The sequence below is a fragment of the Micromonospora psammae genome (assembly GCF_036902725.1).
Lineage (GTDB): Bacteria > Actinomycetota > Actinomycetes > Mycobacteriales > Micromonosporaceae > Micromonospora.
The window spans coordinates 1-21078 of record NZ_JBAKHM010000042.1 but is presented as its reverse complement, the minus strand read 5'-3'; the positions used below and the strand labels follow the sequence as shown (position 1 = coordinate 21078).

The 21078-nt window shown below is 68.9% G+C and carries 21 protein-coding genes; 13 read left to right on the top strand and 8 right to left on the bottom strand.

Going from position 1 to position 21078, the window contains the following annotated elements:
• The first annotated feature begins 588 nt into the window (after positions 1 to 588).
• From V6U79_RS28930 to V6U79_RS28920, 3 genes are all read left to right on the top strand, one after another.
• A complete protein-coding gene (locus tag V6U79_RS28930; protein ID WP_334616620.1) occupies positions 589 to 1611 on the top strand; it encodes an IS110 family transposase in 1023 nt (340 codons plus the stop codon).
• Between the two features lie 228 nt (positions 1612 to 1839).
• Positions 1840 to 2211, top strand: coding sequence for a hypothetical protein (locus tag V6U79_RS28925; protein ID WP_334519950.1), 372 nt, complete (start codon positions 1840 to 1842; stop codon positions 2209 to 2211).
• A 79-nt stretch (positions 2212 to 2290) separates the two neighbouring features.
• The gene (locus V6U79_RS28920) at positions 2291 to 2914 is read left to right on the top strand and encodes a DUF1963 domain-containing protein (protein ID WP_334519952.1); all 624 of its coding nucleotides are present in this window, start codon (positions 2291 to 2293) and stop codon (positions 2912 to 2914) included.
• A 91-nt stretch (positions 2915 to 3005) separates the two neighbouring features.
• Here V6U79_RS28920 and V6U79_RS28915 read toward each other — a convergent pair whose 3' ends face one another.
• The gene (locus tag V6U79_RS28915; RefSeq protein WP_334519955.1) at positions 3006 to 3611 is read right to left on the bottom strand and encodes a YdeI/OmpD-associated family protein; all 606 of its coding nucleotides are present in this window, start codon (positions 3609 to 3611) and stop codon (positions 3006 to 3008) included.
• Positions 3612 to 4020: 409 nt separating this feature from the next.
• Between V6U79_RS28915 and V6U79_RS28910 the strand changes: the two genes are divergently transcribed.
• Entirely contained in the window at positions 4021 to 4488 is a 468-nt protein-coding gene (locus V6U79_RS28910; protein WP_334519957.1) for a hypothetical protein, read from the top strand.
• A gap of 370 nt (positions 4489 to 4858) precedes the next feature.
• On the opposite strand, the gene V6U79_RS28905 is transcribed toward V6U79_RS28910, so the two are convergent.
• A complete protein-coding gene (locus tag V6U79_RS28905; RefSeq protein WP_334519959.1) occupies positions 4859 to 5317 on the bottom strand; it encodes an Lrp/AsnC family transcriptional regulator in 459 nt (152 codons plus the stop codon).
• 94 nt (positions 5318 to 5411) lie between these two features.
• Between V6U79_RS28905 and V6U79_RS28900 the strand changes: the two genes are divergently transcribed.
• From V6U79_RS28900 to V6U79_RS28885, 4 genes are all read left to right on the top strand, one after another.
• Positions 5412 to 6263 (top strand): LLM class flavin-dependent oxidoreductase, encoded by an 852-nt coding sequence (locus V6U79_RS28900; protein WP_334519961.1) that lies wholly within the window; start codon positions 5412 to 5414, stop codon positions 6261 to 6263.
• Positions 6260 to 6685, top strand: coding sequence for a nucleoside deaminase (locus V6U79_RS28895; RefSeq protein ID WP_334519963.1), 426 nt, complete (start codon positions 6260 to 6262; stop codon positions 6683 to 6685). Before V6U79_RS28900 ends, V6U79_RS28895 begins: the two co-directional genes overlap by 4 nt.
• Before the next feature lie 392 nt (positions 6686 to 7077).
• The gene (locus tag V6U79_RS28890; RefSeq protein WP_334616619.1) at positions 7078 to 7848 is read left to right on the top strand and encodes a hypothetical protein; all 771 of its coding nucleotides are present in this window, start codon (positions 7078 to 7080) and stop codon (positions 7846 to 7848) included.
• A gap of 239 nt (positions 7849 to 8087) precedes the next feature.
• Complete coding sequence (locus V6U79_RS28885; RefSeq protein ID WP_334519969.1) at positions 8088 to 8726, top strand: GNAT family N-acetyltransferase; 639 nt, start codon at positions 8088 to 8090, stop codon at positions 8724 to 8726.
• A 288-nt stretch (positions 8727 to 9014) separates the two neighbouring features.
• On the opposite strand, the gene V6U79_RS28880 is transcribed toward V6U79_RS28885, so the two are convergent.
• The gene (locus V6U79_RS28880) at positions 9015 to 9203 is read right to left on the bottom strand and encodes a hypothetical protein (RefSeq protein ID WP_334519972.1); all 189 of its coding nucleotides are present in this window, start codon (positions 9201 to 9203) and stop codon (positions 9015 to 9017) included.
• 614 nt (positions 9204 to 9817) lie between these two features.
• On the opposite strand from V6U79_RS28880, the gene V6U79_RS28875 reads away from it, so the two are divergent.
• Positions 9818 to 10492: a cytidylate kinase family protein gene (locus V6U79_RS28875; RefSeq protein WP_334519975.1), complete on the top strand. Its 675-nt coding sequence runs from the start codon at positions 9818 to 9820 to the stop codon at positions 10490 to 10492.
• 131 nt (positions 10493 to 10623) lie between these two features.
• A complete protein-coding gene (locus V6U79_RS28870) occupies positions 10624 to 11067 on the top strand; it encodes a DUF6086 family protein (protein WP_334616618.1) in 444 nt (147 codons plus the stop codon).
• Positions 11068 to 11192: 125 nt separating this feature from the next.
• On the opposite strand, the gene V6U79_RS28865 is transcribed toward V6U79_RS28870, so the two are convergent.
• From V6U79_RS28865 to V6U79_RS28850, 4 genes are all read right to left on the bottom strand, one after another.
• Positions 11193 to 12437 (bottom strand): hypothetical protein, encoded by a 1245-nt coding sequence (locus tag V6U79_RS28865; RefSeq protein ID WP_334616617.1) that lies wholly within the window; start codon positions 12435 to 12437, stop codon positions 11193 to 11195.
• A gap of 362 nt (positions 12438 to 12799) precedes the next feature.
• On the bottom strand, positions 12800 to 13150 hold the full coding sequence (locus V6U79_RS28860; protein WP_334616616.1) for a hypothetical protein: 351 nt from the start codon (positions 13148 to 13150) through the stop codon (positions 12800 to 12802).
• A 297-nt stretch (positions 13151 to 13447) separates the two neighbouring features.
• Positions 13448 to 14917 carry an ADP-ribosylglycohydrolase family protein gene (locus V6U79_RS28855; RefSeq protein ID WP_334616615.1) on the bottom strand — a complete coding sequence of 490 codons (1470 nt, stop codon included), beginning with the start codon at positions 14915 to 14917 and terminating at the stop codon, positions 13448 to 13450.
• A 637-nt stretch (positions 14918 to 15554) separates the two neighbouring features.
• Entirely contained in the window at positions 15555 to 16397 is an 843-nt protein-coding gene (locus tag V6U79_RS28850; RefSeq protein WP_334616614.1) for a DUF4352 domain-containing protein, read from the bottom strand.
• A 595-nt stretch (positions 16398 to 16992) separates the two neighbouring features.
• Between V6U79_RS28850 and V6U79_RS28845 the strand changes: the two genes are divergently transcribed.
• Positions 16993 to 18351, top strand: a complete 1359-nt coding sequence (locus tag V6U79_RS28845) for a M28 family peptidase (protein WP_334616613.1) — start codon at positions 16993 to 16995, stop codon at positions 18349 to 18351.
• Between the two features lie 215 nt (positions 18352 to 18566).
• Complete coding sequence (locus V6U79_RS28840) at positions 18567 to 19010, top strand: ankyrin repeat domain-containing protein (protein WP_334616612.1); 444 nt, start codon at positions 18567 to 18569, stop codon at positions 19008 to 19010.
• A 1-nt stretch (position 19011) separates the two neighbouring features.
• On the opposite strand, the gene V6U79_RS28835 is transcribed toward V6U79_RS28840, so the two are convergent.
• Entirely contained in the window at positions 19012 to 19392 is a 381-nt protein-coding gene (locus V6U79_RS28835; RefSeq protein ID WP_334616611.1) for a hypothetical protein, read from the bottom strand.
• Between the two features lie 587 nt (positions 19393 to 19979).
• Here V6U79_RS28835 and V6U79_RS28830 point away from each other — a divergent pair.
• Positions 19980 to 20351 (top strand): ArsR/SmtB family transcription factor, encoded by a 372-nt coding sequence (locus V6U79_RS28830; RefSeq protein WP_334616610.1) that lies wholly within the window; start codon positions 19980 to 19982, stop codon positions 20349 to 20351.
• Positions 20352 to 21078: the final 727 nt, after the last annotated feature.

Sequence of the window (21078 nt, the reverse complement as noted above, 5' to 3'; positions counted from 1 at the left end):
ATCAGGCGCCGGAAAACGTCTACGGAAATCAAAACTGCAACTCGGCTACCGTAGCACATGATCTGTCGTCGATCCCATGGCGGTGAGTGGACCTGGTCACTCGTCTGCTTGCCACGCCGCGTCGACGGCACGTTGACCGGGTCCACGATGGGCTAGTCGCAAGACTGGGAAGTCGCAGCGACACCGAGAATCGGCAGGTCGCGCATGGTATGGCGTGAATTCTAGTCGGGCGCCGTCAGGCCGAGCTGCCACGATGTCCGTCCACACGGGCTCGGCGTGGGCATCTGCGGAAGCGCTGTCTCGCTCTGAGGCGGGACGGGGTCAGGTAGGCGGATCGGCCGGCTCGCCCAGTGTTTCGGTGGAGAATTGTGGTTCGCGTCGTGCCGACGCTGGTGGCCGTGCGGAGCGGCCGCACCCGCGCCCTCGCCTGACATCGGAGGGGCGCCTTGAAGCAAGGTCAGGTGCGCGCACATCGGCTACTTATCTACCGGTGGTACGACCGCAGCCCGGCCAGGCTTGGTCGAGGTGACCGGTGGGGTCGCTCTCTCACCGGCTGCCCACCGCGGTTTGGTGTGGCTCACTCATGGCATGCGTCCTGCCGGTCACCGTGGCGCGCAGAGGCTCCAGGGCTGCAACGGCATCGGCCGGCACATCGCCCAGCGCCTCGTCGCTGACGGCGAAACGGTGGTGGACGTGCCGGCGAAACTGTCCGCGCGGGCCCGGGTGTTCGACACCGGTCAGGGCCGTAAGACCGACCCGGTCGACGCCCACAGCGTCGCTGTTGCAGCGTTACCCGCCAAGGGTTTACGGCAAGTCACCGTCGACGACGTGACCGTTGTGTTGAGGCTGCTGGCCGACCGCCGTGACGGTCTCGGTCACGCCCGCACTGATCTGCTCGACCGCATCCACCAACTGCCTCTGGAACTACTGCCCTGCGGGGCAGAGAAGTTCTTGTCCGCCCCGCAGGCCCGCGCCCTGCTGAATACCGTCCGGCCGCGTGATCTGGTCGGGCGCACCCGCCGCCGGCTCGCGTCCGAGCTGATCACCGAACTGGTCCAGGTCGACAAGAAGATCAAGGCCGCGGACAAGGAACTGACCGTTGAGACCACGGGCAGCAGCCTGCAGGACCTCCACGGCATCGGCCCGTCCGGCACCGCCCGCCTGATCGGTGACGTCGCGGACATCAGCCGCTTCGCCACCTGCGGGCACTTCGCCTCGTGGAACGGCACCGCACCCCTGGACGCCTATCCGATGACCAGCAACGCCACCGCCTGTCCCGGGCCGGGAACCGGCGCATCACCGGGCCCTACACATATGGCCGTCGTCCAGCTACGTCACGACACCGACGGCCGTGCCTACTACCGGCGCAAACTCGCCGCCGGCAAGACACCGATGGAGGCCATGCGCGCACTCAAGCGACGGCTGTCCGACATCGTCTACAAGCAAATGATCAAAGACGCCAAGAAGACCAGGACGGGCCCGGGAGGACACGTGGGGGCGACTCTTCAATCCAGCGCGGCCGACCGGATCCCCATGATCGACACTTCGGAACAGTCACTTCCCGGACCCGCCGAACCCCAGCCTAGAACACCACTCCTCGCCGCCTCTTGACACAGAGGGGTGCCACGACGGACGCGCCTGGCTCAAGCGATCGTGACGCTCCGCAGCGCACGGTCCGCGGCAGAACAGTGAACTCAGGAAGGCCGTCAAATCTGGCGTGAATCTGACCGTCCGTGAGGAGGCTCGCCCGTGAGCCTGATCCGTTGACCGCGCGCACCGCTCGGGCCGTACCGCGTCGCTGCTCGTAGCGACGCCGTACCCGGTCGGTACGGTTACCGCGTGGAGAAAGCCCGGCCATCGCGGTTGCCAAGCGCACTCTTGATCACGGTCATGTGCCTGATCGGCATCTGCGGGCTGCCGGCCGCTGGGTTCTTCGTGCTGGTGGGCATCACTGGTGACGCGGGCTTCAGCCCACCCCTCGTGATCGGGGTACCGACGCTCATCGCGTATCCCGTCGCGGTGTGGCTATGGCTGCGGGCTCGACGACCGAAGAATGCGGGGCGGGCTTGGCTGCTCGCCACGCTCGGCCTGCTGCTCGTCGTCGGCACCTCAGTCGTTCCGGTGGTGATTGTCGGGTCGGCACTGGTCGAAGAATGGCAGGAGACCCAGCCCGGTGGGCGTGGCTACCAGCCTCCCGCCGCCCCCCGGTGAGCAGACGCTCCGCCCCTGATCTGTTTCGAATCCGCTCCCTGCCCTCCTGCCAACCTGTGTCCGCCCGTAGCCTGCTCCCGTGGTGAAGCTGATGACCTACGGCGGTCCGGCAGCGGACGACGCCTCCGGGACTCGCACGGGCGGGTTCCCGCACGTACCGTCCGAATTCGAGTGGCCGCGGTGCCGGGAATGCGCGGGACCTATGCAATTCCTGGCGCAGGTCAACCTGGCGGACGTGGAGCCAGGCAGGGGCGGGCTGCTCTCGGTCTTCATGTGCCAGAACGATCCCGGCATGTGCGACGAGTGGGATCCCACCGCCGGCGGCAATCGAGCACTCATTTTTCTTGCCGACGCCGCACATACCCGAACCCCGCCCGGAGTTGGCATCACGCTGCTCGACGAAAGCTGCGCGGTCGAGTTCGAGGAGATCGACGCCGAGGATTACCTGGACGCTCCTGAGCGCTGGCACCGGCGAAGCGGCCGGCCTGTGCGGGAGGTCCTGGGCCAGCTTGGTGGCCAGCCCGCCTGGCTGCAGAACGACGAGACGCCCAGGTGTAGCAACTGTGCGGAATCGATGACTTTTGTCGCGCAGCTTGAGGAAGGCCACGATCACCGCACCTCGATCAACTTCGGCGGCGGCGGTTGCGGCTACGCCTTCTACTGCCGAGCATGCGCGACGGCCGCATTCCTGTGGCAACGCTGAGCGATCCACCTCATGGGCGGTGCCAAGGTTGGGCACCGCAGGGCCGCGCCCGCCCTGCGGTGGACAAGTGCACATGATCATGAGATGCCGATTACGGCGAGTTCGGAGGCTTGGCCTTCTGCGGGTAGATCGTCTCGTGACGGGCCAGCATGGCAACGAACTCGCCGATTTTCCGCTCGCGGGTCTGCGCCCGTTTGACGGCATTGACGCGGTGGATGAGAGCGAACCGGTTGGTTTTGGTGAGTACGTCGAACATGGCCTGGGCGGCGGGATCGGCAGCGATGGCGGCGAGGAGGTCGGCCGGCACCTCGGCTTCCGACGGCGGGGCGTAGGCCGCCGCCCACCGCCCGTCCGCCTTCGCGGCTTCTACCGCGACGCGGCCTGGGGGCAGCATTCGCCCCTGCGCCTCCAGCCGGGCCACGTGGGCGACGTTGCGTTGCGACCAGGAACTGCGGGGCCGGCGAGGAGTGAACCGGATCCAGGAGCTTTCCTGATCCCGTTTACGGGCCTGCCCGTCGATCCAGCCGAAACACAGGGCCTCGTCGACCGCCTGCTGCCAGGTCAGCGTCGTGACTGTGCCGCCCTTCCTGGTCAGGGCGAGCCAGACACCGGGCGACGTGGAGTGGTTGGCCGACAACCACGCGCGCAGCGCGTCGGCGTCCGCAACGATCAACTCATCCAGTTCGGCGCTCGTCATGACGGCAGGCTATCGCCGCGCCGGTGCCGCAGCCTCTGCCTGTGGGCCAGCCCGACTCACCGGGCTGCCGGCGCCCCGGTCGCTCGACGGACGTCGGGGGCAGGACCTCGACGCCCAGGACGGTCTCGACGTTGGCCCGGCATGACAACCTCCTCGTGCACGTGCCGGCTGCGGAAAGCGTCGTCCACGACCACGGGCCTCTGACAATCGCCAGCACCATCCACGGTGGCGGCCAGACGCCGTAGAGCCAGCGACGCCCGGCGATCCAGCCGCGCACCTCAACCGCTCGGTCTGCGGCATCAGGGTACGTCCTGTTGGAGGCAGCCGAATCCTCGCGAGGCGGCTGGGGCAGCTTCGACCGAGCCGGCGGATCCTCAACCGCTTGCCGTCGATTCATACGATGCGGCCCGTGCCGACATGGGATCGGGTCTACCACAGCGACCAGGACGATCTCTATACCCTGCGCTACGTCGTCGCCAGTGGCATGTCCGTAGCTGGCCTCCTCCCGCTCTGCGGCGTCGCCTCGCGCGAGCGACCTGGGGCCGCGGTGACCACCATCGTCGTCCTTTTCGTACTGATGTGGCAGGCCATGCTGTGGCGGATCACGCTGGTAGGCGTCTACGTCAGTGACTACGGCATCAAGATTCGCATGGTGCTCCGCACACGCGTCATTCCCTGGTCGCATGTGTCCCGCGCTTGGGCAGGTCAGGCCGTGAACTTCGATGCCTGGCAGATCTGGGTCTCGACTCGCGATCCCGCAAGGGACTTCGAGACACCGATCTGGCGCCGCGGCTCCCAGGCGCGCCACCGCAACCGAATCGTCCTTGCACCCGAAGAGTTCGCCGCGGTCCTGGCGACCCTCAACTCGCACCGCTGACCGCGCCGGCCCTGGCGAAGCGGATACGGCACCACCGTGCGTGCAGGCAGCCGGGTGTCGATAACTCCGAATGCCGGTGAAAGACCCCTATGCGCGCACCGAAACGACGCCTGTCCGACATCGTCTACCGACACATGATCAACGCCGCCGTGGCCGCCACGGCGGCGGGTCCGGAAGGACACCGGGGAACGACAACTGACTCCAGCGTGACCAGCTCACATCCCCAAGCCGGCTCTTCGGAGAATTCGCTTCTCGGACCCGCCGAGACTCAGCTTAGAACCCTGCTCACAGCGTTGTCTTGACAGACACAAAGGGGAGCCAGAAGCGGATGTCCGCGAGGTTCAGCCGCGGGGGGGCGTTCATACACCGGTCACGAGCGGGGCGGCGTCAGGCGTGGGCCGCGATAGGGCAGGGTGGCGCTGTAGACCACGTTGGTGGTGGTGCTGCCGAACCCGGCGAGATCGTCGACGACCTGTTCGAGGTGCGCCATCGACGTCGCGGCCACCTTCAGCACGTAACAGTCGTCTCCCGTGGTGCGCAGGCACTCCAGAATCTCCGACCGTCGCTCCAGTAGTCGGTGCAGCGGTTCGTGCCGGCTGCCGGGGTACTTCAGCCGGACCACCGCGAGCACGGCGAAGCCCGCCTTGGGCAGGTCGACCTCGGCGCGGTAGCCGCTGATCACACCGATCGCCTCCAGCCGCCTCACCCGTTCGCTGGTGGCCGACGCGCTCAGCTTGACCCGGCGGCTGAGCTCGGTGATCGGCAGGCGGCCGTCGCCCTGCAACTCGGTCAGGATGGCCCAATCGACAGCATCATGATTCTCGGCCATCGGGCCAATCTACCGGCGGATCCACGGCAAAGGCCAGCGAAGGCAGGGATCACGGTGTTCACACGCCGGGTTCACCCTGGCTAGCGTAGGACCCGTGCAGATTGGCGTGAACGTACCGAACTTCGCTCCGGGTACCGACCCGGAGGTGCTGCGACAGTGGGCGCAGACGGTCGAGGGTCTGGGCTTCGACCTGCTGATGGTCTCCGACCACATCGCGGTGACCCCCGACGTGGCCGAGCAGTATCCGGCGCCCTTCTACGAGCCGTTCACCACGCTGTCCTGGCTCGCCGGGGTGACCCGGCGGGTCCGGCTGGGCACCACGGTGCTCATCGTCCCGTACCGGCACCCGCTGCTCACCGCCCGGATGGCGGCGAACCTCAACCGGCTCAGCGGTGGCCGGCTCGTTCTCGGCGTCGGCGTCGGCTGGGCCCAGCAGGAGTTCGAGGCGCTCGGCGTGCCGTTCCGGCAGCGCGGCGCGCTGACCAACGAGTACCTGGGCGCCATGCGCGACGCCTGGCGGAACACCGACGACTACGACACGGGTGCGATCCCGATCTGGGTCGGCGGCAACAGCGACGCCGGCATGCGTCGCGCGGTACGGCTTGGTGACGCCTGGCACCCGCTGCGGTTAACGCCAGGATGGCTGGCCACGGCGGCTGGGCGGCTGAAGGCCACGGCCGACGAACTCGGTCGCCCGGTGCCCGCGTTGGCGCCGCGCATCGCACTCCGGGAGACCCGTGAACCAATCACCGACCCGGACCGGCTCGCCGGTGTCGGCACCATCGACCAGATCATCGCCGACATCGATCAGATCCGTCTGCTCGGCGCGGAGACGGTGCTGCTCGACCCGTTCAACGGCGATCTCACCGAGATCCGCCAGCCCGAACGCGCCTGGCAGACACTGGCGGCCGTGGCCGCTCACCACAAATCCCAGGAGGACCGATGACCCCCGACGACGAAAAATTTCTCCGCCGTGCCCTGGAACTCGCCAGCCAGGCCGGGGCGTCCGGCGAACGGCCGTTCGGCTCGTTGCTGGTCGGTGCGGACGGCACCGTCCTGATCGAGGACCACAACACCGTGGTCTCCGACTCGGACATCACCGCCCATCCCGAACTGAAGCTGGCCCGCTGGGCTGCCCGGGAACTCGCCCCCGACGTGGCCGTCGGCACCACCATGTTCACCAGTTGCCAGCCCTGCCCGATGTGCGCGACCGCGATCAACCGGTCCGGCCTCGGCCGGGTGGTGTACGCCCTGTCCACCGAACAGTTCGAGGAGGTCAAGCCGGCCACCCCGCCGCTGCCCCCGGTACGGTACGAGGGGCCAGCGCTGTTCGACGAGGCGCGCCAGCCGATCGACAACTATTACTAATTAGAGCGCATCGAAGTGCCTGGTAAGTAAGGGTTTCAGGTGTGTTGGTGGCGGGCGAGGCGGCGGGTCATGACGATGACCATTGGACCGTTGGGGCGTGGTAGTCGGGTAGCCGTTCGTAATCGTGCCGGGAAGGCGCGGCGGACCCCTCGGTCCGAGTGATCCGCCCCGAGGAGGCCCATCAGTGAGCCTGACGGGCTACCGCTCATCGGCCAGATCCGCTCGTTGTGCTCGCTACGTGCGCATGGTCGTACACGGATCGGCGCGACGGGCCGCGATCTGCACGTCGCGTAGGCCCACGCCGGCGTCGAGCGTGGTCGTGACGAAGGTGTGGCGCAGCATGTGCGGGCGCATCCTCGGCCTCCGGGATTCCGGCGCTGGCAGCGAGATGCTTGAGCCGGCGGGTCGCGCCGTGCCGGTCCATCCGCATCGCCGGCATCGAGCCTTCCCTGGCACGCTTCGCCGCGACGCATGCCAGTTGGGGGACGACCGCCGTCGAGCTCGAAGACCTGCTCGTCAGCCTCGCCGACAAGATCTGGAAAGCCAAGCGCGTCCCCGACCTCGAACAACTCGTCGTCGACCGGCTCGCCGCCGCTTCCGGCGAGGAGCCCTGGCAGGAATCCCTCAACCTCGACGACCATCTCGACAAGATCGCGGTGGACGCGGACCATCGCTCGCCTTCCAGAACGGCCATCCCACCGCGACCGGCTGAGACGTGCCGAGCCGGGTCCGGCAGCTCCGCACCGGTCGCTTCGCGGCAGATCCGGATGTCTGGCCTTGAAGGGCGTTCACCCTACGAGCCTGCGCACGCTCCTCGGCTGCGCGGTAGCCCGGCCTCCTTCAGAAGGCACCGGGCCGTCGAGTACCGCGAGTTCCTCATCGTCCATCCGCGCCAGCTACGGCGGCACCTGGAAGGTCGTCTTCTCCGGCGAACTCGGCGTCGCCGGCTGCCTTTCGCCTCTGACGGTCCGCCTCGCTTGTGTCAGAGGCGGACCGTGACGCTCACCCGGCCCTTGGCGTCGCGGTGGGCCAGGCCGTGGCCGGGGCGGTCGACGCCGTCCAGCTGGACGGCGAGCGGGGCGCCCTCGGTGAAGTTGCGCCACCAGCCCTTGGCGTCGGGGAAGCGTACGCCGATGCTGACGACGTGGCCCGCCTGGCGGTAGCCGACCGGGATGCTGAACGTCGTGCCCGAGCGCCGCCCGGTGTAGGTGACGACGGTGAGGCGGCGGCTGACCGCCCTCCCGAACCGGGGCGACGACCGCAGGCCGAGGACACAGGCGTTGAATCGGTCGACGGCACGACGGGCACGTGTTCACATGCGCGCAACGGTAGGTCCGCCGTGGACCGGCGGTCGCGAACTGAGAGTGCGCGCGGGTGCTTTCGACTCGGTAGGTTGTCGATCATGGCGGACGTACGGCTGGACCCGATGACCGAGGATCAGTACAAGCCGTGGCGGGCCGAGGCCGAGGCGCACTACGCGCAGAGCCTCGCCGCGTCGGGCCAGTCAGCGCAGGACGCGGCCCGCAACGCCGCCGGCACCTACGCGCAGCTGCTTCCCGACGAGTCCGCCACCCCTGACCACCATTTCTGGTACGCCTACGACGGCGACCGCCGGGTCGGTTTTCTCTGGGTCAAAGTCACCCACGACACCGCGTTCGTCTACAACGTCGCCGTCGAACCCGACGTACGCCGCCAGGGCTACGGCCGCGCGATCATGCTGGCCGCCGAGAGCTGGTGCCACGACAACGCGCTGACCAGAATCGCACTGCACGTCTTCGCCCACAACACCGGCGCCCGGGCCCTCTACGAGCAGCTGGGCTTCACCGAGACCGGCCGCAACATGGCCAAAGACCTGTCACCGCGATCCGCCCGACCGCCCGGCTTCTCGACCTCCTGCGACCCGTCGGAGGTGCCGGTAGTGGACTCGTGCAGCTCCGAGGTCGTCTCCGTGTACGGCGACCAGGCTCGGGGAGTCGGCACGCCACAGATTCCGACCGACCCAGAAACCAACCACTGGGGTGGTGGGAAGAACCCGGAGTAAGAGCTCTGGGGCCGGCGTCCTCAATCACGCGGACCTGGACGCGCTGCTCACCCAGATTCGGGCGGTGCCAGGGCGCTACCCCCAGCGGGTACAGGTGTTCCTGATGGACCAGGAAGAGTCCTACTTCCGGCTGTACATCTTCCGCGCTGGCACCTGGAATCAGTACGCCCCGCCGCCTCCCCCCGACGCCAATGATCAGCAGGCCTGGTGAGCCTCACCGAGTACGGCGGTGCACGGGACGGCCGTGGCGACATTGCACCGGCGCCGCCGTGCGGACAGGGACCGGTTTCAGCTTTCGACGCGCCGAAAGTCGCTTCGGAAGACCCCATACTGGGCGGGCGTCACCCAGTAGCTGAAGCGCTGCCCGGCCAGGTCGGCTGCGTCGATCTCAAGCTGCATCGCCAAGACGGCAGCGTCGGTCCGATAGACCTTTTCAGGGTCCGCAGCTGTTTGGACGTTCGCGATTCCTCCGCGCACGTCAACGACCGTGTACTCAATCCGTCGGCCGGCTTCCGAGGACGGGCCATCAGGCCTCTGATGTTCATGCCTGCCTTCCCCTGGCTGGCCACAGACACCACACCTGGGCACATCGGCAGGAGCGATCACGGCGTGGACCGTATCTCTGCGCCATCGCCGCTGCAAGCCTCGCGCAACCCAGGCTGTCGGCCTGCGCGGCCTCTCTGCCGTCTGATCCTTTGATCGAATGCGCTCTTCCGGGCAGAGCCGCGAGCGCTGGCTATGTCCCGGAGGCCACGTCCGCGGTCAGGATGTAGTTGGGGTGCCGGTCGAGGTTCTTGCGGGTCCGGTCGTAGCGCATGGTGGTTCACGGGTCGGCGTCACGGGCGGCGATCTGTACGACCCGCGCAGGCTGACGCCGACGTCGAGCATCGTCGTCACGATCGTGTGGCGCAGCATGTGAGGGTGCATCCTCGGCATCCGGAGTCCTGGGACCTGGGCCAGGTGCTTGAGTCGGCGGGTGGCCTTTCGCATGCGCAATCTCGCTCGCTCAGGCATTGGCAGGCACGAAAGGGCTGGCGCGCATATGGTCGGCCCGACACGGCGACCTTCGCGAGACCAGGACGGGGCAGGACATGGACCAAGGCATCCGCGGCGAGATGCTCGGCCGCTTGGCCGAGGCGGTCGGGTCCGTCACAGTCGCACACCCGAAGCGGGTTGCCATCGACGGACCGCCCGCCGCCGGCAAGACCACCCTCGCCGACGAGCTGGCCGTCGTCTTGCGCGAACAGGGCCGCGACGTCATCCGCGCGGCGATCGACGACTTCCTCTTCCCCCGGGCACAGCGCTATCCGCGCGGCGAGTACTCGGCCGAAGGGTGCTACTACGACACCCACGACTACGACGCGCTGACCCGGGTTCTGCTCGATCCGCTCGGCCCGGGCGGAGACCGACGCTTCCAACACGCGGTCTACGACCGCACCGCGGATGCTGCGCTGTCCCCGCCGGTCACGACTGCCCCAGCCGACGCCGTGCTGGTCTTCGACGGCGTCTTCCTCATGCGCCCGGAACTAATTGATCGGTGGGACCTGCGCATCTTCGTGTCGACGGCACTCGAGAAGACGGTGGATCGTGCCGTGATCCGAGAGCGCCGGGTGTCATCTCGGGCCGAAGTCGAGCGGCGCTGGCGCGAGCGTTACATCCCCTCCCAACAGTTCTACTTCGCTACGGTCCGCCCGACCGATCACGCCAACATCATCGTGCACAACGACGAGCCCCAGCTGCCGGTCTGGGAGACTCAAGAACACTGACCGCAATTCGGCACGACCGCGTTCGACCTCACCTGCCTCGTCCGGTCGTCGGCAGAAGGTAAGCCGATCTCGGTTCTCGCCCGGCCGGGGCCGCTGTAGCGATGCGTATGCCCGGTGGCTTGGGTCAGCGGATGACCATCCGTGATCATGGCGACATGAGTCAGTACTTTCAGGTGGGCGACCTGGTCCTGTGGAACCCTTCCAACCGCGTGGCCGCGTTGTTCGTCCGTACCAGCGAGGCGGTCACTGCGCTGGTAGGCGTGCCGACCGGCATCAGGCCCACGCGCGCCGACGAGTACGACATCGAACTGGACGCGTTCGTCGGGTTCGTGGACGCACTGGTCGTGCAGTACAAGTCCTCAAGCCATGCGATTCTCAGGTCCTTGCTGGAAGGCTTCATCGCCACCGCGCTCGTTCTGGTTGACCGTGCCGGCCGCGACGTGCCCTCACTCCGAGACACTGCCACGCTGGACCCGAGGGACGTCTCAGTAGGCTCCGAGGGAATCCGCCCGCTGGGCGACCCCCAGCGCCTGTACGAGCTCGCTGACGCGCACGCCGCGGCCATGCCACGTTGACCAGATCCCATGGTCATGCCGTGCCACCGGCCGTCTCCTGACGGGATCGAGCGGACGAGGACAGGCACGCGAGCAGGCGGATCGGTCCCGGCCTCATCGCCAGGCGCCGCAAATCCCATGTCCGCTCAGCTGAGCCGAGCGGCGGCGGTGGCGCGTACCTCCGGGGTCTCCATCGGGTCGTCGCGCAGGTAGCTCAGCTGTTTGCGGGTCATGTCGTCCAGTGGCGTGTGCTCGGCGGCGAATTGCCGTACGTCGCTCTCGCAGTCCCACAAGCCCTCGGTGAGCAGCGAGTCCGTGTTACCTGGGTCGAGTGCTGTGACGGCGCGCAAGTACGCAGCCCGCTCGAAGGTGTGCGGGCTGAACCAGGCGTGGCGGAGTCGGGGTACCGCGGCTTGAGCAGCTGGTCCGCCGATCCGAGCGATACCGGCGGCGAGGGCGTCGTATCCACAGCGGTCTTCGGTTCTGCCGTCCAGCCAGTCCCAGGCGGCGAGCAGTGCCGGAAGGTCCGAGTCGTCGCCGTGCTTGGCCAGCACCAGGCTGGCGGTCCAGATCATCGGGTGGATCGGGGGCGTGGCCCAGGCGCGGGCCAGTGGGAGCGCCCGGGGGCCGAGCATTCGGATGGCACGGCCAAGCGGGCCGTGGAGTTCTGTGGCGGGCAGCTTTTCCACGATCGGCAGCAGGCCGGGCTGCGGCCCTCGGAGGTTCAGCTCACGCAGAGCGGCCTTCTGCTGGTCGGTGCTGCTGGTGCGAAGCGCCGTCAGGAGGTCTTCGGTCGACTGCTGCTCCAGTGGCCGTCTCGGCGCCTTTCGCGGCGGGAACTCCGCGACTCCGGCGGCGAGCTGATCGTCCACGGCGGCCCAGTCTCGCCATGGTCGGCTGCGCCAGAGCACCCCGTCCGCGTGGGCACGTTGCCCGAGCCGCGTCCGTGCTACCGGCAGCAGGTCGTCCCATAACTCGCGGGGCCAGTCTGCGGCGATCGCGTGCAGCACGTCGACCCAGCGGGGGCCGTCATGGACGTACCGCCGCAGTCCGTCTATCGCTTGCCGGTCGCCTGCGCGGCCCAGTGCCTCCAGTATCTCCAGGGTGTTGTCGAACGTGTTGTCATCATCGTCGACGGCGTTTTCCTGCAGCAGGTTGAGCAGTGGAGGTACCGGCAGCGCAAGATCGCGGGCCAGGCGGGCCAGGTAGACGGCGCGCTCGTCGACCAGCCAGTCCCAGCGGTAGTCCCGCTTGACGCACGCCAAAACGGCCTGTGGCGCTGCCGGGTCCCGCAGCGCGCGGTAGGCGCCGCGGCCGAGTCCGCGCTGAAGCGAGCCGGTGAAGGTTGTTGGGCTGTCGTAGTACCAGACCGGCTCTGCCGCTTTGGTCATCGTGGCCGGGACGCCCCTCCTGGCGGGAATGCGAATCGTCGGCCACCGTACCCACGGCACCGCGCATCCGCGACAGACTTCCGGACGTTCGCCTAAAGCCACAAACGCCGGAGCTGGAGACCGCTGCGCTGCCGGCACCACTGGTAACGAACCTGGCGTTCGGGGCCCTGAGCGACGCCTGTTCTTCACCACCGCTCGTTCGACGGTGCCGAGTTATCCGGGGGTGTTCACGGCGGAGATCGGAGTGTGCGGTCTGCCGCCAGCCCGGATCGCCGCCGGACCGTCGTAGAGGGGGGCTCCCCCGGTTCCCCTCATAGTTCTGCTGCCGAGGGCCTGGTGCCCACCGTCTGGGTGAGGAGCTCTCACTGCTGCTCTGGCGGGTAGGCCGCGTAGACCCTCTCGCGCTCCCGGCGAGCAGCCCTCTTCGGGTCGGATTGATCGTCTTCTGGGCGGTAGGTTGTCAACGACTCGTAGAAGCCGGAGCTGGGGAGCCCATTGCGGCCAGCTTTCACGGCCAGTACCGGCAGGAGCACATGCTTCTCCGCCCACGAGCGCTCACCGACTGCGATCAGCGTCGCGACCATCGAAGGGCCTCGACGCGAGAGCCCAGGGACCTCGTCGCTCAAGGCGGAGTACGACATCGTGAGGCGTTCCTCGGCGACGCGCTTGAGGACCGAATACGCGGCCGCAACGACGGTGGGGTTCGAATTCACTGGCCTCCCCTCTCGCTAAACAGGTGCAGTGACAGATCGTTGCGCCAGGAGGGGACGCGGGTGCCGTCGGCTGTGGTTCGGTGCCGTTGGGCGCGGTTGACTGCCGTCAGTGCGCCCGTTTGCCTCCATCCCGCTCCCCCGATCCAGGTCCGGTGGGCAGGCGAGCCGGGTCAGCCGCACCAGGGGTTCCGGCAGTTTGTGCGGCCGCTCCGATCATGAGTGGGCATAGTTCCGGCCTGGCCTGCCACAGCATTCTCGGCCGGTCCTGTGGCCTACAGCAGCTGCGGGCGCGACCCGTCACAGCTGTTCGACGACCTGCCGCAGTTCCGGGTTGACTGTCCAGCCGTGCGCGCCGAGCAGCCCGCGCAGCTCGGCCAGCGCGGAGCCCGCCGGCAGACCGGTGGTCAAGGTCGTGTAGCGGGCGGCGACCGCCGGCGTGCGACTCTGACCGGCGGCGCAGTGCAGCAGCACCACATGGCCCTCCTTGCGCAACTCGAGCACCATCCGGGCGGCCTGATCGACCACGAAGTGCGGCTGCGCATTGGCGCCGGGCTGGTCGACCAGCCACGCCGAGACCCGGTTGCCGTCAGCCACATCGTCGAAGTCGTCGCAGCCGACGCGGCACAGGGAGACCACCGCGCTGGCGCCCGCCGCGGCCACGTCGGTGTGGAGGTTGCCGAGGATCACCCCGGGGTCGTGCGGATGCGCCAGCAGCAACGGCGCGACCGGCTGCCGTGGCGCGCGGGCGCAGCCCGGCCATCCGCCCTGGCCGGTTTGGCCGCCTTGGGCCGTCAGCACGGCCAGGCGGATCAGGTCCGCCGCGCGCTGGTTCGGCCAGCCGTGCACGATGCGCTGCCAGGGCAGGGGCACCGCGGAGGAGCCCCACCGGGCGCCCAGCAGTGCCCCGGCGATCGCCGCGACGGTGTCGGTGTCGTCGCCTACGCGGACCGCCGCCGTCAAAGCCCGTTCAAGGTGCTGGCAGGCGAAACTGCCGCGGGCCGGATTGTGGTCCGGGACGTCGGTGTGGGTGATCGCCGACCAGGCCGCCTGCAACGCGGCGACGACGAATCCGTTGGGACGGAACTGCACCGGCGGCTCGCACTCCGCCTCGGCCAACCAACTCGCCCACTGGTCGCGGCGTTGCGCGGGTAGCAGGTCCAGACCCTCGCGTACCCCGCCGAAGGTCCCGTCGAGGACCGCCCGGCGGATCCCCGCGCACCACAGCACACACGCGTCCCCCGCCAGGGGGTCGTGATGGGTCAGCTCACTGACCGCGCGGGCGGCCTCGGCGAGCGCCTCCGGCTGGCCGAGATAGGCCAGCGCCACCGGCGCGGTGCGCATCAAAGACCCGTTACCCGCACTGCGGCCGGTTCGCCGGTGCAGGTCAGCGGCTGCGTCTCGCATCGCCGCGGCGATGCCCGCTCCGGTCAGGTGGGAGACCGCGGCGAGGACCTGCCGGGTCTGTGCCCCGATATCGCTGGCGCCCTCCCGTCTCCATCGCAGGAAGTTCCCGGCGATGCGATCGAGGGCGTCGCTGCTGCGCAGATCAGCCCCGGTGGCAGAGACCTCCGCGATGCACACCGCCATCTGGGTGTCGTCGCTGTACTCACCGGGCGCGTACGGGCCGAGCCCACCGCCGCGCATCTCGGGCTGTTCGCCGTCCGCAAGCGGCGGTTGAAACTCGTACGGCACGCCCAACGCGTCACCGCCTGCCGCCGCGAGCAGAACACCCGCAGCCCGGTCGCTCTGGATCACGTCCAGCGGCACAGTCCCTGCCATCAACTCCCCCACTCTCGCAACCCCCACGTCCTCTTGGCGGTCGCCGCCGTCATAGAGCCGCCGGCCACTATGTCCGCCGGGTACGACGTTCTGTACGCCGCTCAGCCGTACGTCAACCCGGGTGACCTACGGGCGCTTGTCCGCCTTCGGGTGCAAGAAGGGAGGCGGGCGCCGAACGTCTCGGCAGGACGGTGCTCGCGCAGCTCGATCCACAGCATCGCCTCGGGCCGCTCCGGCGTCCCGGCCGATGAAGGCGCTCACGCCCGCGGCGGCCAGTTGGTCGCAGCCGGTCGGATGTCCGGCGTGCTGCAGGGGATCACTACCTCCACGGGGGTACCTCACGCCCACAGTGCCGCCCATCTGCTTGAAGTAGTACGCGGCGTCGCAGGTGTCCGGGTCAGACGTCTTTGTCCTAGCCGCCGGCGTAGCTATCCAAGGAGGTGTCGCACGGTGCCGCCCAAGCCGGTACGGGCTTGGGCGACACGGTCCTCAACTGCAGCCCTCAAAGTTGCTCGGCAACGCCCGGTACTCGGGTCGCCCACGGCTCTGGCTATCTGGGACAGCCCCGGAGGACTCCGGGGCTGCCCTTTCTTCGTCAGGTCGCGCTTGCCAGCCGGGCGGTCGGTCAGAGGGTGACGACGGCGTCCTTGGCGAGGGTGAACAGGCCGGCGTCGAACGTGATGGTCTTCAGCTTCGTGCCCTTCGGCACGTCGAAGTAGACGTTCGCCTTCACCGAGTTGCCCGGGTTGATCTCGTCGAGGAAGCCCTTGGCGTCGTTGTTGTCGTAGATGGCGGCTTCCCCGTCGACGTCGAACTCCCGGCCGGCGGCGTCCTGGGCGGTGATGGTGCCGTCGGCGTGGAACAGGTGCGAGCTCTTGGTGACGTTCTTGGCGGTCACGCTGACCCGGCAGAAGGTGCCCTGCGCCTTGTGGTTGAAGTAGCTGCTGCCGACCCGGGAGATCCCGCACTTCACGCTGTTGACGGTGAACTCGAAGTCGCCGCCGCGCACCTTGTCGCCGATGCCGAAGGTCTTCGGCTTGGCCGGAGCCGGGGCCGGGGGGGCCGCGGTCGTCTTCGCCGGCGCGGGCGCCGGGGCCGACGTGGCCGGGGCGGAGGTGCTGGTGGTGACGGCCGGGATGTCGCTGCTGGCGGACACGCCGGTCTTCTTGCCGCTGTCGCTGGCCAGGCCGATCACCATCGACCCGCCGCAGCACAGCACGACGAACGCACCGACGCCGATGAGGGTCGGGATCAGCCAGGGCCGCTTGCGGGCAGCAGGCGCCACCGGCGTGCCGGGCTGCTGCCATCCGCCGGGCGGCGGCGGGTACTGGCCGGGCTGCTGCGCGAACTGGCCGGGCTGCGCCGGGTACTGCCCGGCGGGCACCGGCGGGAACTGGGCGGTCGGCGGCGTCGGCTGCTGACCCGGAGCCGGCGGCTGGTGCTGGCCAGGGTCGTTGGGGGTCGTCATTGAGTGGTGGTCTCCCAGGTTCTGAATTCGCGCTGCCCCGTACTGAGCGCAATGTTTCCAACGTTGTCATGGTGATTTCACCGGCACAGTCCTCCGGCCGTACCGTCGTATACGCCGGTCAGCTGGGAAAACACCCGATTCGATGACCGATGCTGGACGTTGCGCCACAGGCTGTTCACGCACCGGCGGCGTCCCAAAGGGTCGGACATCGCCGAGCGGCAGCGGCGGCGGCACGTCGCGCACCGATAGGTCCTGCCACGGGCGCAGGTACCACAACCCGGTGGTGCCAGCGCCAATGATCAGAAGCAGTGTCCACTTCGTCGCGATAGGTACGGCCACCGAGCCCACCCGCCCGGCCGCGCCCAATCCCCCGGCCTGGCCGACCGGCCTGGCCAGGGCAGCTGCACGGCCCCGTGACTGCGCCGAACAGATCTTGGACGGTTCGCGAGAAAGTGGATACGTTCGAGTCTCTGTGAGCCCGGTCACCCACCGGTTGACCCGGCGTCGCAACAGATCAGGAGGAGCCATGACCAACGGCGGCTATCCCGCTACACCCTCGACCGACTCCCCACCCTCTAGCGTGAACCGACGACGGATGCTGACGATCGCCCTCGGTGGCGCCGCCACCGTAGCTCTTCCCACACCGGCCTGGGCGGCCACCGACCAGCGCCCCGGCGCCTACCGTCCGCCGGCGCTCACCCCGGACGACCGCAAGATCATCGCGCAGGTGTCGGCCGAGCGGGCGCTGTCGCACCTGCGTGTCCTCAGCGAGGACATCGGACCGCGCATCGGCGGCACCGCCTCCGAGCGCCGCGCCGCCGACTACATCGCCAAGGAACTGGACCACCTGGGGTACGACGTCCGGCTGGAACCGTTCGCCGTGGCGGACAAGTTCCTCGCCCAGCTCGCCTCGCCGGCCGGACTGCCAACCGACCTGAACTGGCAGGCCGGCGCCTCGCCGCACGCCGCGCTGGACACCACGGTCAGCGGCGACGTGGTGGACGTGGGCGCGGGCGCATCGGAGAACTACCCCGCGGACGTGACCGGACGCATCGTGCTGGTGGACTACGTGGCGGCGCGGCGCGAGCAGCTGGTCGCCACCGCTCTGACCCACGGGGCCGCCGCCGTCGTGTTCCTCGCGGCCGACGGCGTGCCGCCCCGGCGGACTGCGGCGTTCTCACCCACCCTGCCGGGCTCGGCCAGCTCGCCGGTGCCGATCCCCGTGGTCGGGGTGGCCCAGGCGCAGAAGGAGCGGCTGCGTGGCCTGCTCGCCGCCGGCCGGCTCACTCTCACCGTCGCCACCTCCGCGCACCGCGGCCTGACGTCGAACAATGTCATCGCCGAGCGCGCGGGGCGGTCCGGCGCCGGTGGGCCGGTGGTCATGGTCAGCGCCCACTACGACACGGTCATCGGCGCTCCCGGCGCCAACGACGACGGTTCCGGCACGGTGCTCTGCCTCGAGCTGGCCCGTGTGCTGCGCGCGATCCCGGTCGAGGCCACTCTCCGGTTTGCCCTCTGGGGCTCGGAGGAGCAGGGGTTGCTCGGTGCCCGCCACCACGTCCGCCAACTCCCGCAGGCCGAGCGGGACCGGTTCCTCGCGGTGTACCAGAACGACATGGTCGCCACGAGCTGGGACCCGGCGACCCGTTACTGGCTGCTCTCCTTCACCGGCCAGTCCAACCGGGCCACCGACGAGGTGGCGGCGGCGGCCGTGCGCCTCGGCTACGACCCGCGGATCTCGCCGGTGACGCAGCGCGGCTCCAGTGACCACCAGGCCTTCCAGGAGGTCGGCATCGCCAGTGCCAACTTCTCCTGGCGTGGGGAGGAGAGTCCGGCGCTGCTGGAGCCGCCGTACCACACTCCAGAGGACACCATCGCCAGGAACATCAGCCTCGAGCGGCTCCAGGTGTCGCTCGAACTGATCGGTTGCGCCACGTACGCCACCGCCCGCTAAACAGCCCTGCGGTGGCGACGGAGCTGGCGCCACGGCCGAGGGCACGACGCTGACGGGCGCCGCACCGGGGAGGTCCCTGGTGCGGCGCCCATCGCACGTGCAGCGGGCGACCCGCTCGTCGTGCGCTACCAGGGCACCGTCCACGTCGCGGCCAACGCCGAGTGGCTCTGAAGGTGCCAGCCGCCGAACTACACGACTTACCTACCCTGAGGACTGTGAACAACCGACAGTGCAAGAAGCTCGCCAAGCGCCTGATGGAGGCGGTGCTACGCGAAGACGCAGCGGTCGCCAGCGCCCTCCTGCGCGTCGGAGCGGACCCCAACGCGGCCGACCGCGAGGGCACGACCCCGCTCTACCTGGCATCCGTGCAAGGCACGGTTGATCTCGTGCGGCTTCTTCTAGCCGCCGGCGCTGCGCCGGACACCGAAAGCGGGCACGGCCAGGAGGGAACGCCCCTCTGCGCTGCGGCGGCCTGGGGATACACCGACGTCGTGCGAGAACTTCTCGCCCACAACGCAGACCCGAACCTTCGCGAAGACCGAGGGACCGGCTACTCGCCGCTGGACTGGGCGCTACGAGGCGACCACTCGCAGACCGCCGATCTGCTCTTGGCCGCTGGCACCCGTTCCACCGCCGTTGAATCCGGCCACACACCATAAGTCAGCCGTTGATCCCTGCTCGCCCGACAACCCCAGCCTGCACGAACACGCCCGCAGACTGCAGCGGCGCATAAAGGACCTCGAAGCTCGGCTGTCCGAACCGCTCGGCGTCCACGCGGCCGAGTGCAGCGCCTTCGCCCCCCTCGACCTCACGGACACCCAGGCCGAACTCGAGGAACAGCGTCAGCAGGAGCTCGACCTGCAACGCGCCCTTGAGCATCGCAACGAGGTCCTCGTCGCGGCCCGGGATGAGACCCCGTCGCCACAGCAGAGTTCCACCGCGGCGGGCGCCTACCTGGCGCTGCGCGCTCGATGAATCGACCAGGACGCATCCCTTATCCCGCAGGCCATGGACGCCGCCGCCCGGACCCTGGTCATCCACGGCGTGAGCTCAATACTGCGGCTCGACGCCGGGCCACCGGGTCCTCCGGGTCTACCAGACCGTCACCGTCACGGCCCGCCTAGCTGGACCAGTCCTCGCCGGGATCCTGTTCGCCGCCCGGCCGGCCAGCCCGTTCATCGCCGGCGCCGCGCTGGGCGCCCCCGCCGTGACCCTCGCGCTCACCTTGCCCCGCACCACCACGACACCGGCCGCGGCCAGTCCGCCCACCCGCTGACCCCGGCACCCAGGAGCCCCGGTTTCAAAGATGTCGCCACGGTCCGCCCGGCTGCGACTGGCTGTCGAGGATGATGTAATCCAGCCGGCGCGGCGTAGGCAGTAGCCGGCCGCCAAGCCCGCCTGGCCATCCCGACGACCACGTCACATGAGCCGGACATGCTCGGCACCTACCTCCCTCCCCCTCCCTCAGATCATCGTGCCGAGTGGCCCAAGATCCCGACAACCTCGGCCCATGCAGACACTCGCCCGTCCGTCGACACGGCCGGGACGGGTTGACAAGGCTCCCTACCCGCGAACTGACGGCGACACGATCCCGGATCCACCGGCCGATTGATGGTGTTAGTGGAACCATGGGATACGTGGGAACTGCGAAACCAGCTACGCCTGCCATCTCGCCGCTTGCTGGCGAGCCGATTAAGCGTGCCGATGCCGAGCGGCTCGCGGGAGTGCTGAAGGCATTCGCCGACCCGGCCCGGCTGCGACTGCTCAGTCTGATCCAGAGCGCTCCGGAGGGCGAGGCGTCCGTGAGTGACCTCACCGCGCCGCTTGGTCTCTCCCAGCCGACCGTGAGTCATCACCTTCGGATCCTCACCGAGGCCGGCCTGCTCGAGCGCGAGAAGCGCGGCGTATGGGCGTACTACCGCCTGGTGCCGTCCGCGATCACGGCGATCGCCGACCTGTTGACGCCGCCCCGAAAGCGGGCGACGAAGAAGGCACGCTAGGCGACGCTGTCGAAGGCCGGCGCCGGTTGCCCCGCCGTAGGTCGGCAGATCCAGGACGCGCCTATCCACCGCACTCTGGGGCTGCTGAGCTGGCAGATGGGCAGAACGCGGAACGCCGGGATCAGCCGGGCGACGGCGTCGCAGCAGCTCACGTCACTCGGACGCGGCAGGGTGGCCGCCCTCCGGCGTGCTGGAAAGATCATCTATTGCGGCCGGCCGCGACGCGCCCTCATCGTGCTGACCCAGTTGCCTCTTGAGGCGGAAGGGATCGCCGTAGCGGGTGGAGGAGTACGTGCAGGGCCCCCGATTTCTACGTTCACTCACTGCACCTGTCGTCCCGGTGCCAGGCAGGGTGGGCAGGTGGGTGACGGTCGGGGACATGGGCAGGTCCACCGCCAGCAGCCGGAGGCGTCGCCCGCGCGTGGACTGCCGGGGCACCATGGAGGGGCTGGGCATTGACCGTCGACTCTAGGAAGCCTCACCTTCGATGTGCTGCGCTTGGTGGTGGTGGTCAGCCTCGGCGAGCAAACCGTCCGTCAGGCGTCCAGCGCCCGCGAGCCTCTCACCGCCGCTCATCCGGGCAGGGGCGACCCGAGTGGTGGATGAGCTGGTCGCGGGCGGGTCGACAGTGCTGGATGGCCATGCCGACGGCGTCGAGGATCAACTCGGTGCGCAGGTGGTCGGCCATCGCCCAGCCGACGACGCGGCGGGAGTAGGCGCCGACGAC

What these genes read in the sequence shown, in the direction of transcription:
- V6U79_RS28930 (WP_334616620.1), top strand. Translation starts at nt 589, where the DNA reads ATGCGTCCTGCCGGTCACCGTGGCGCGCAGAGGCTCCAGGGCTGCAAC.
- V6U79_RS28915 (WP_334519955.1), bottom strand. Translation starts at nt 3,611, where the DNA reads ATGACGAGCGCCGAACTGGATGAGTTGATCGTTGCGGACGCCGACGCG.
- V6U79_RS28905 (WP_334519959.1), bottom strand. Translation starts at nt 5,317, where the DNA reads ATGGCCGAGAATCATGATGCTGTCGATTGGGCCATCCTGACCGAGTTG.
- V6U79_RS28895 (WP_334519963.1), top strand. Translation starts at nt 6,260, where the DNA reads ATGACCCCCGACGACGAAAAATTTCTCCGCCGTGCCCTGGAACTCGCC.
- V6U79_RS28885 (WP_334519969.1), top strand. Translation starts at nt 8,088, where the DNA reads ATGGCGGACGTACGGCTGGACCCGATGACCGAGGATCAGTACAAGCCG.
- V6U79_RS28875 (WP_334519975.1), top strand. Translation starts at nt 9,818, where the DNA reads ATGGACCAAGGCATCCGCGGCGAGATGCTCGGCCGCTTGGCCGAGGCG.
- V6U79_RS28870 (WP_334616618.1), top strand. Translation starts at nt 10,624, where the DNA reads ATGACCATCCGTGATCATGGCGACATGAGTCAGTACTTTCAGGTGGGC.
- V6U79_RS28865 (WP_334616617.1), bottom strand. Translation starts at nt 12,437, where the DNA reads ATGACCAAAGCGGCAGAGCCGGTCTGGTACTACGACAGCCCAACAACC.
- V6U79_RS28850 (WP_334616614.1), bottom strand. Translation starts at nt 16,397, where the DNA reads ATGACGACCCCCAACGACCCTGGCCAGCACCAGCCGCCGGCTCCGGGT.
- V6U79_RS28845 (WP_334616613.1), top strand. Translation starts at nt 16,993, where the DNA reads ATGCTGACGATCGCCCTCGGTGGCGCCGCCACCGTAGCTCTTCCCACA.
- V6U79_RS28830 (WP_334616610.1), top strand. Translation starts at nt 19,980, where the DNA reads ATGGGATACGTGGGAACTGCGAAACCAGCTACGCCTGCCATCTCGCCG.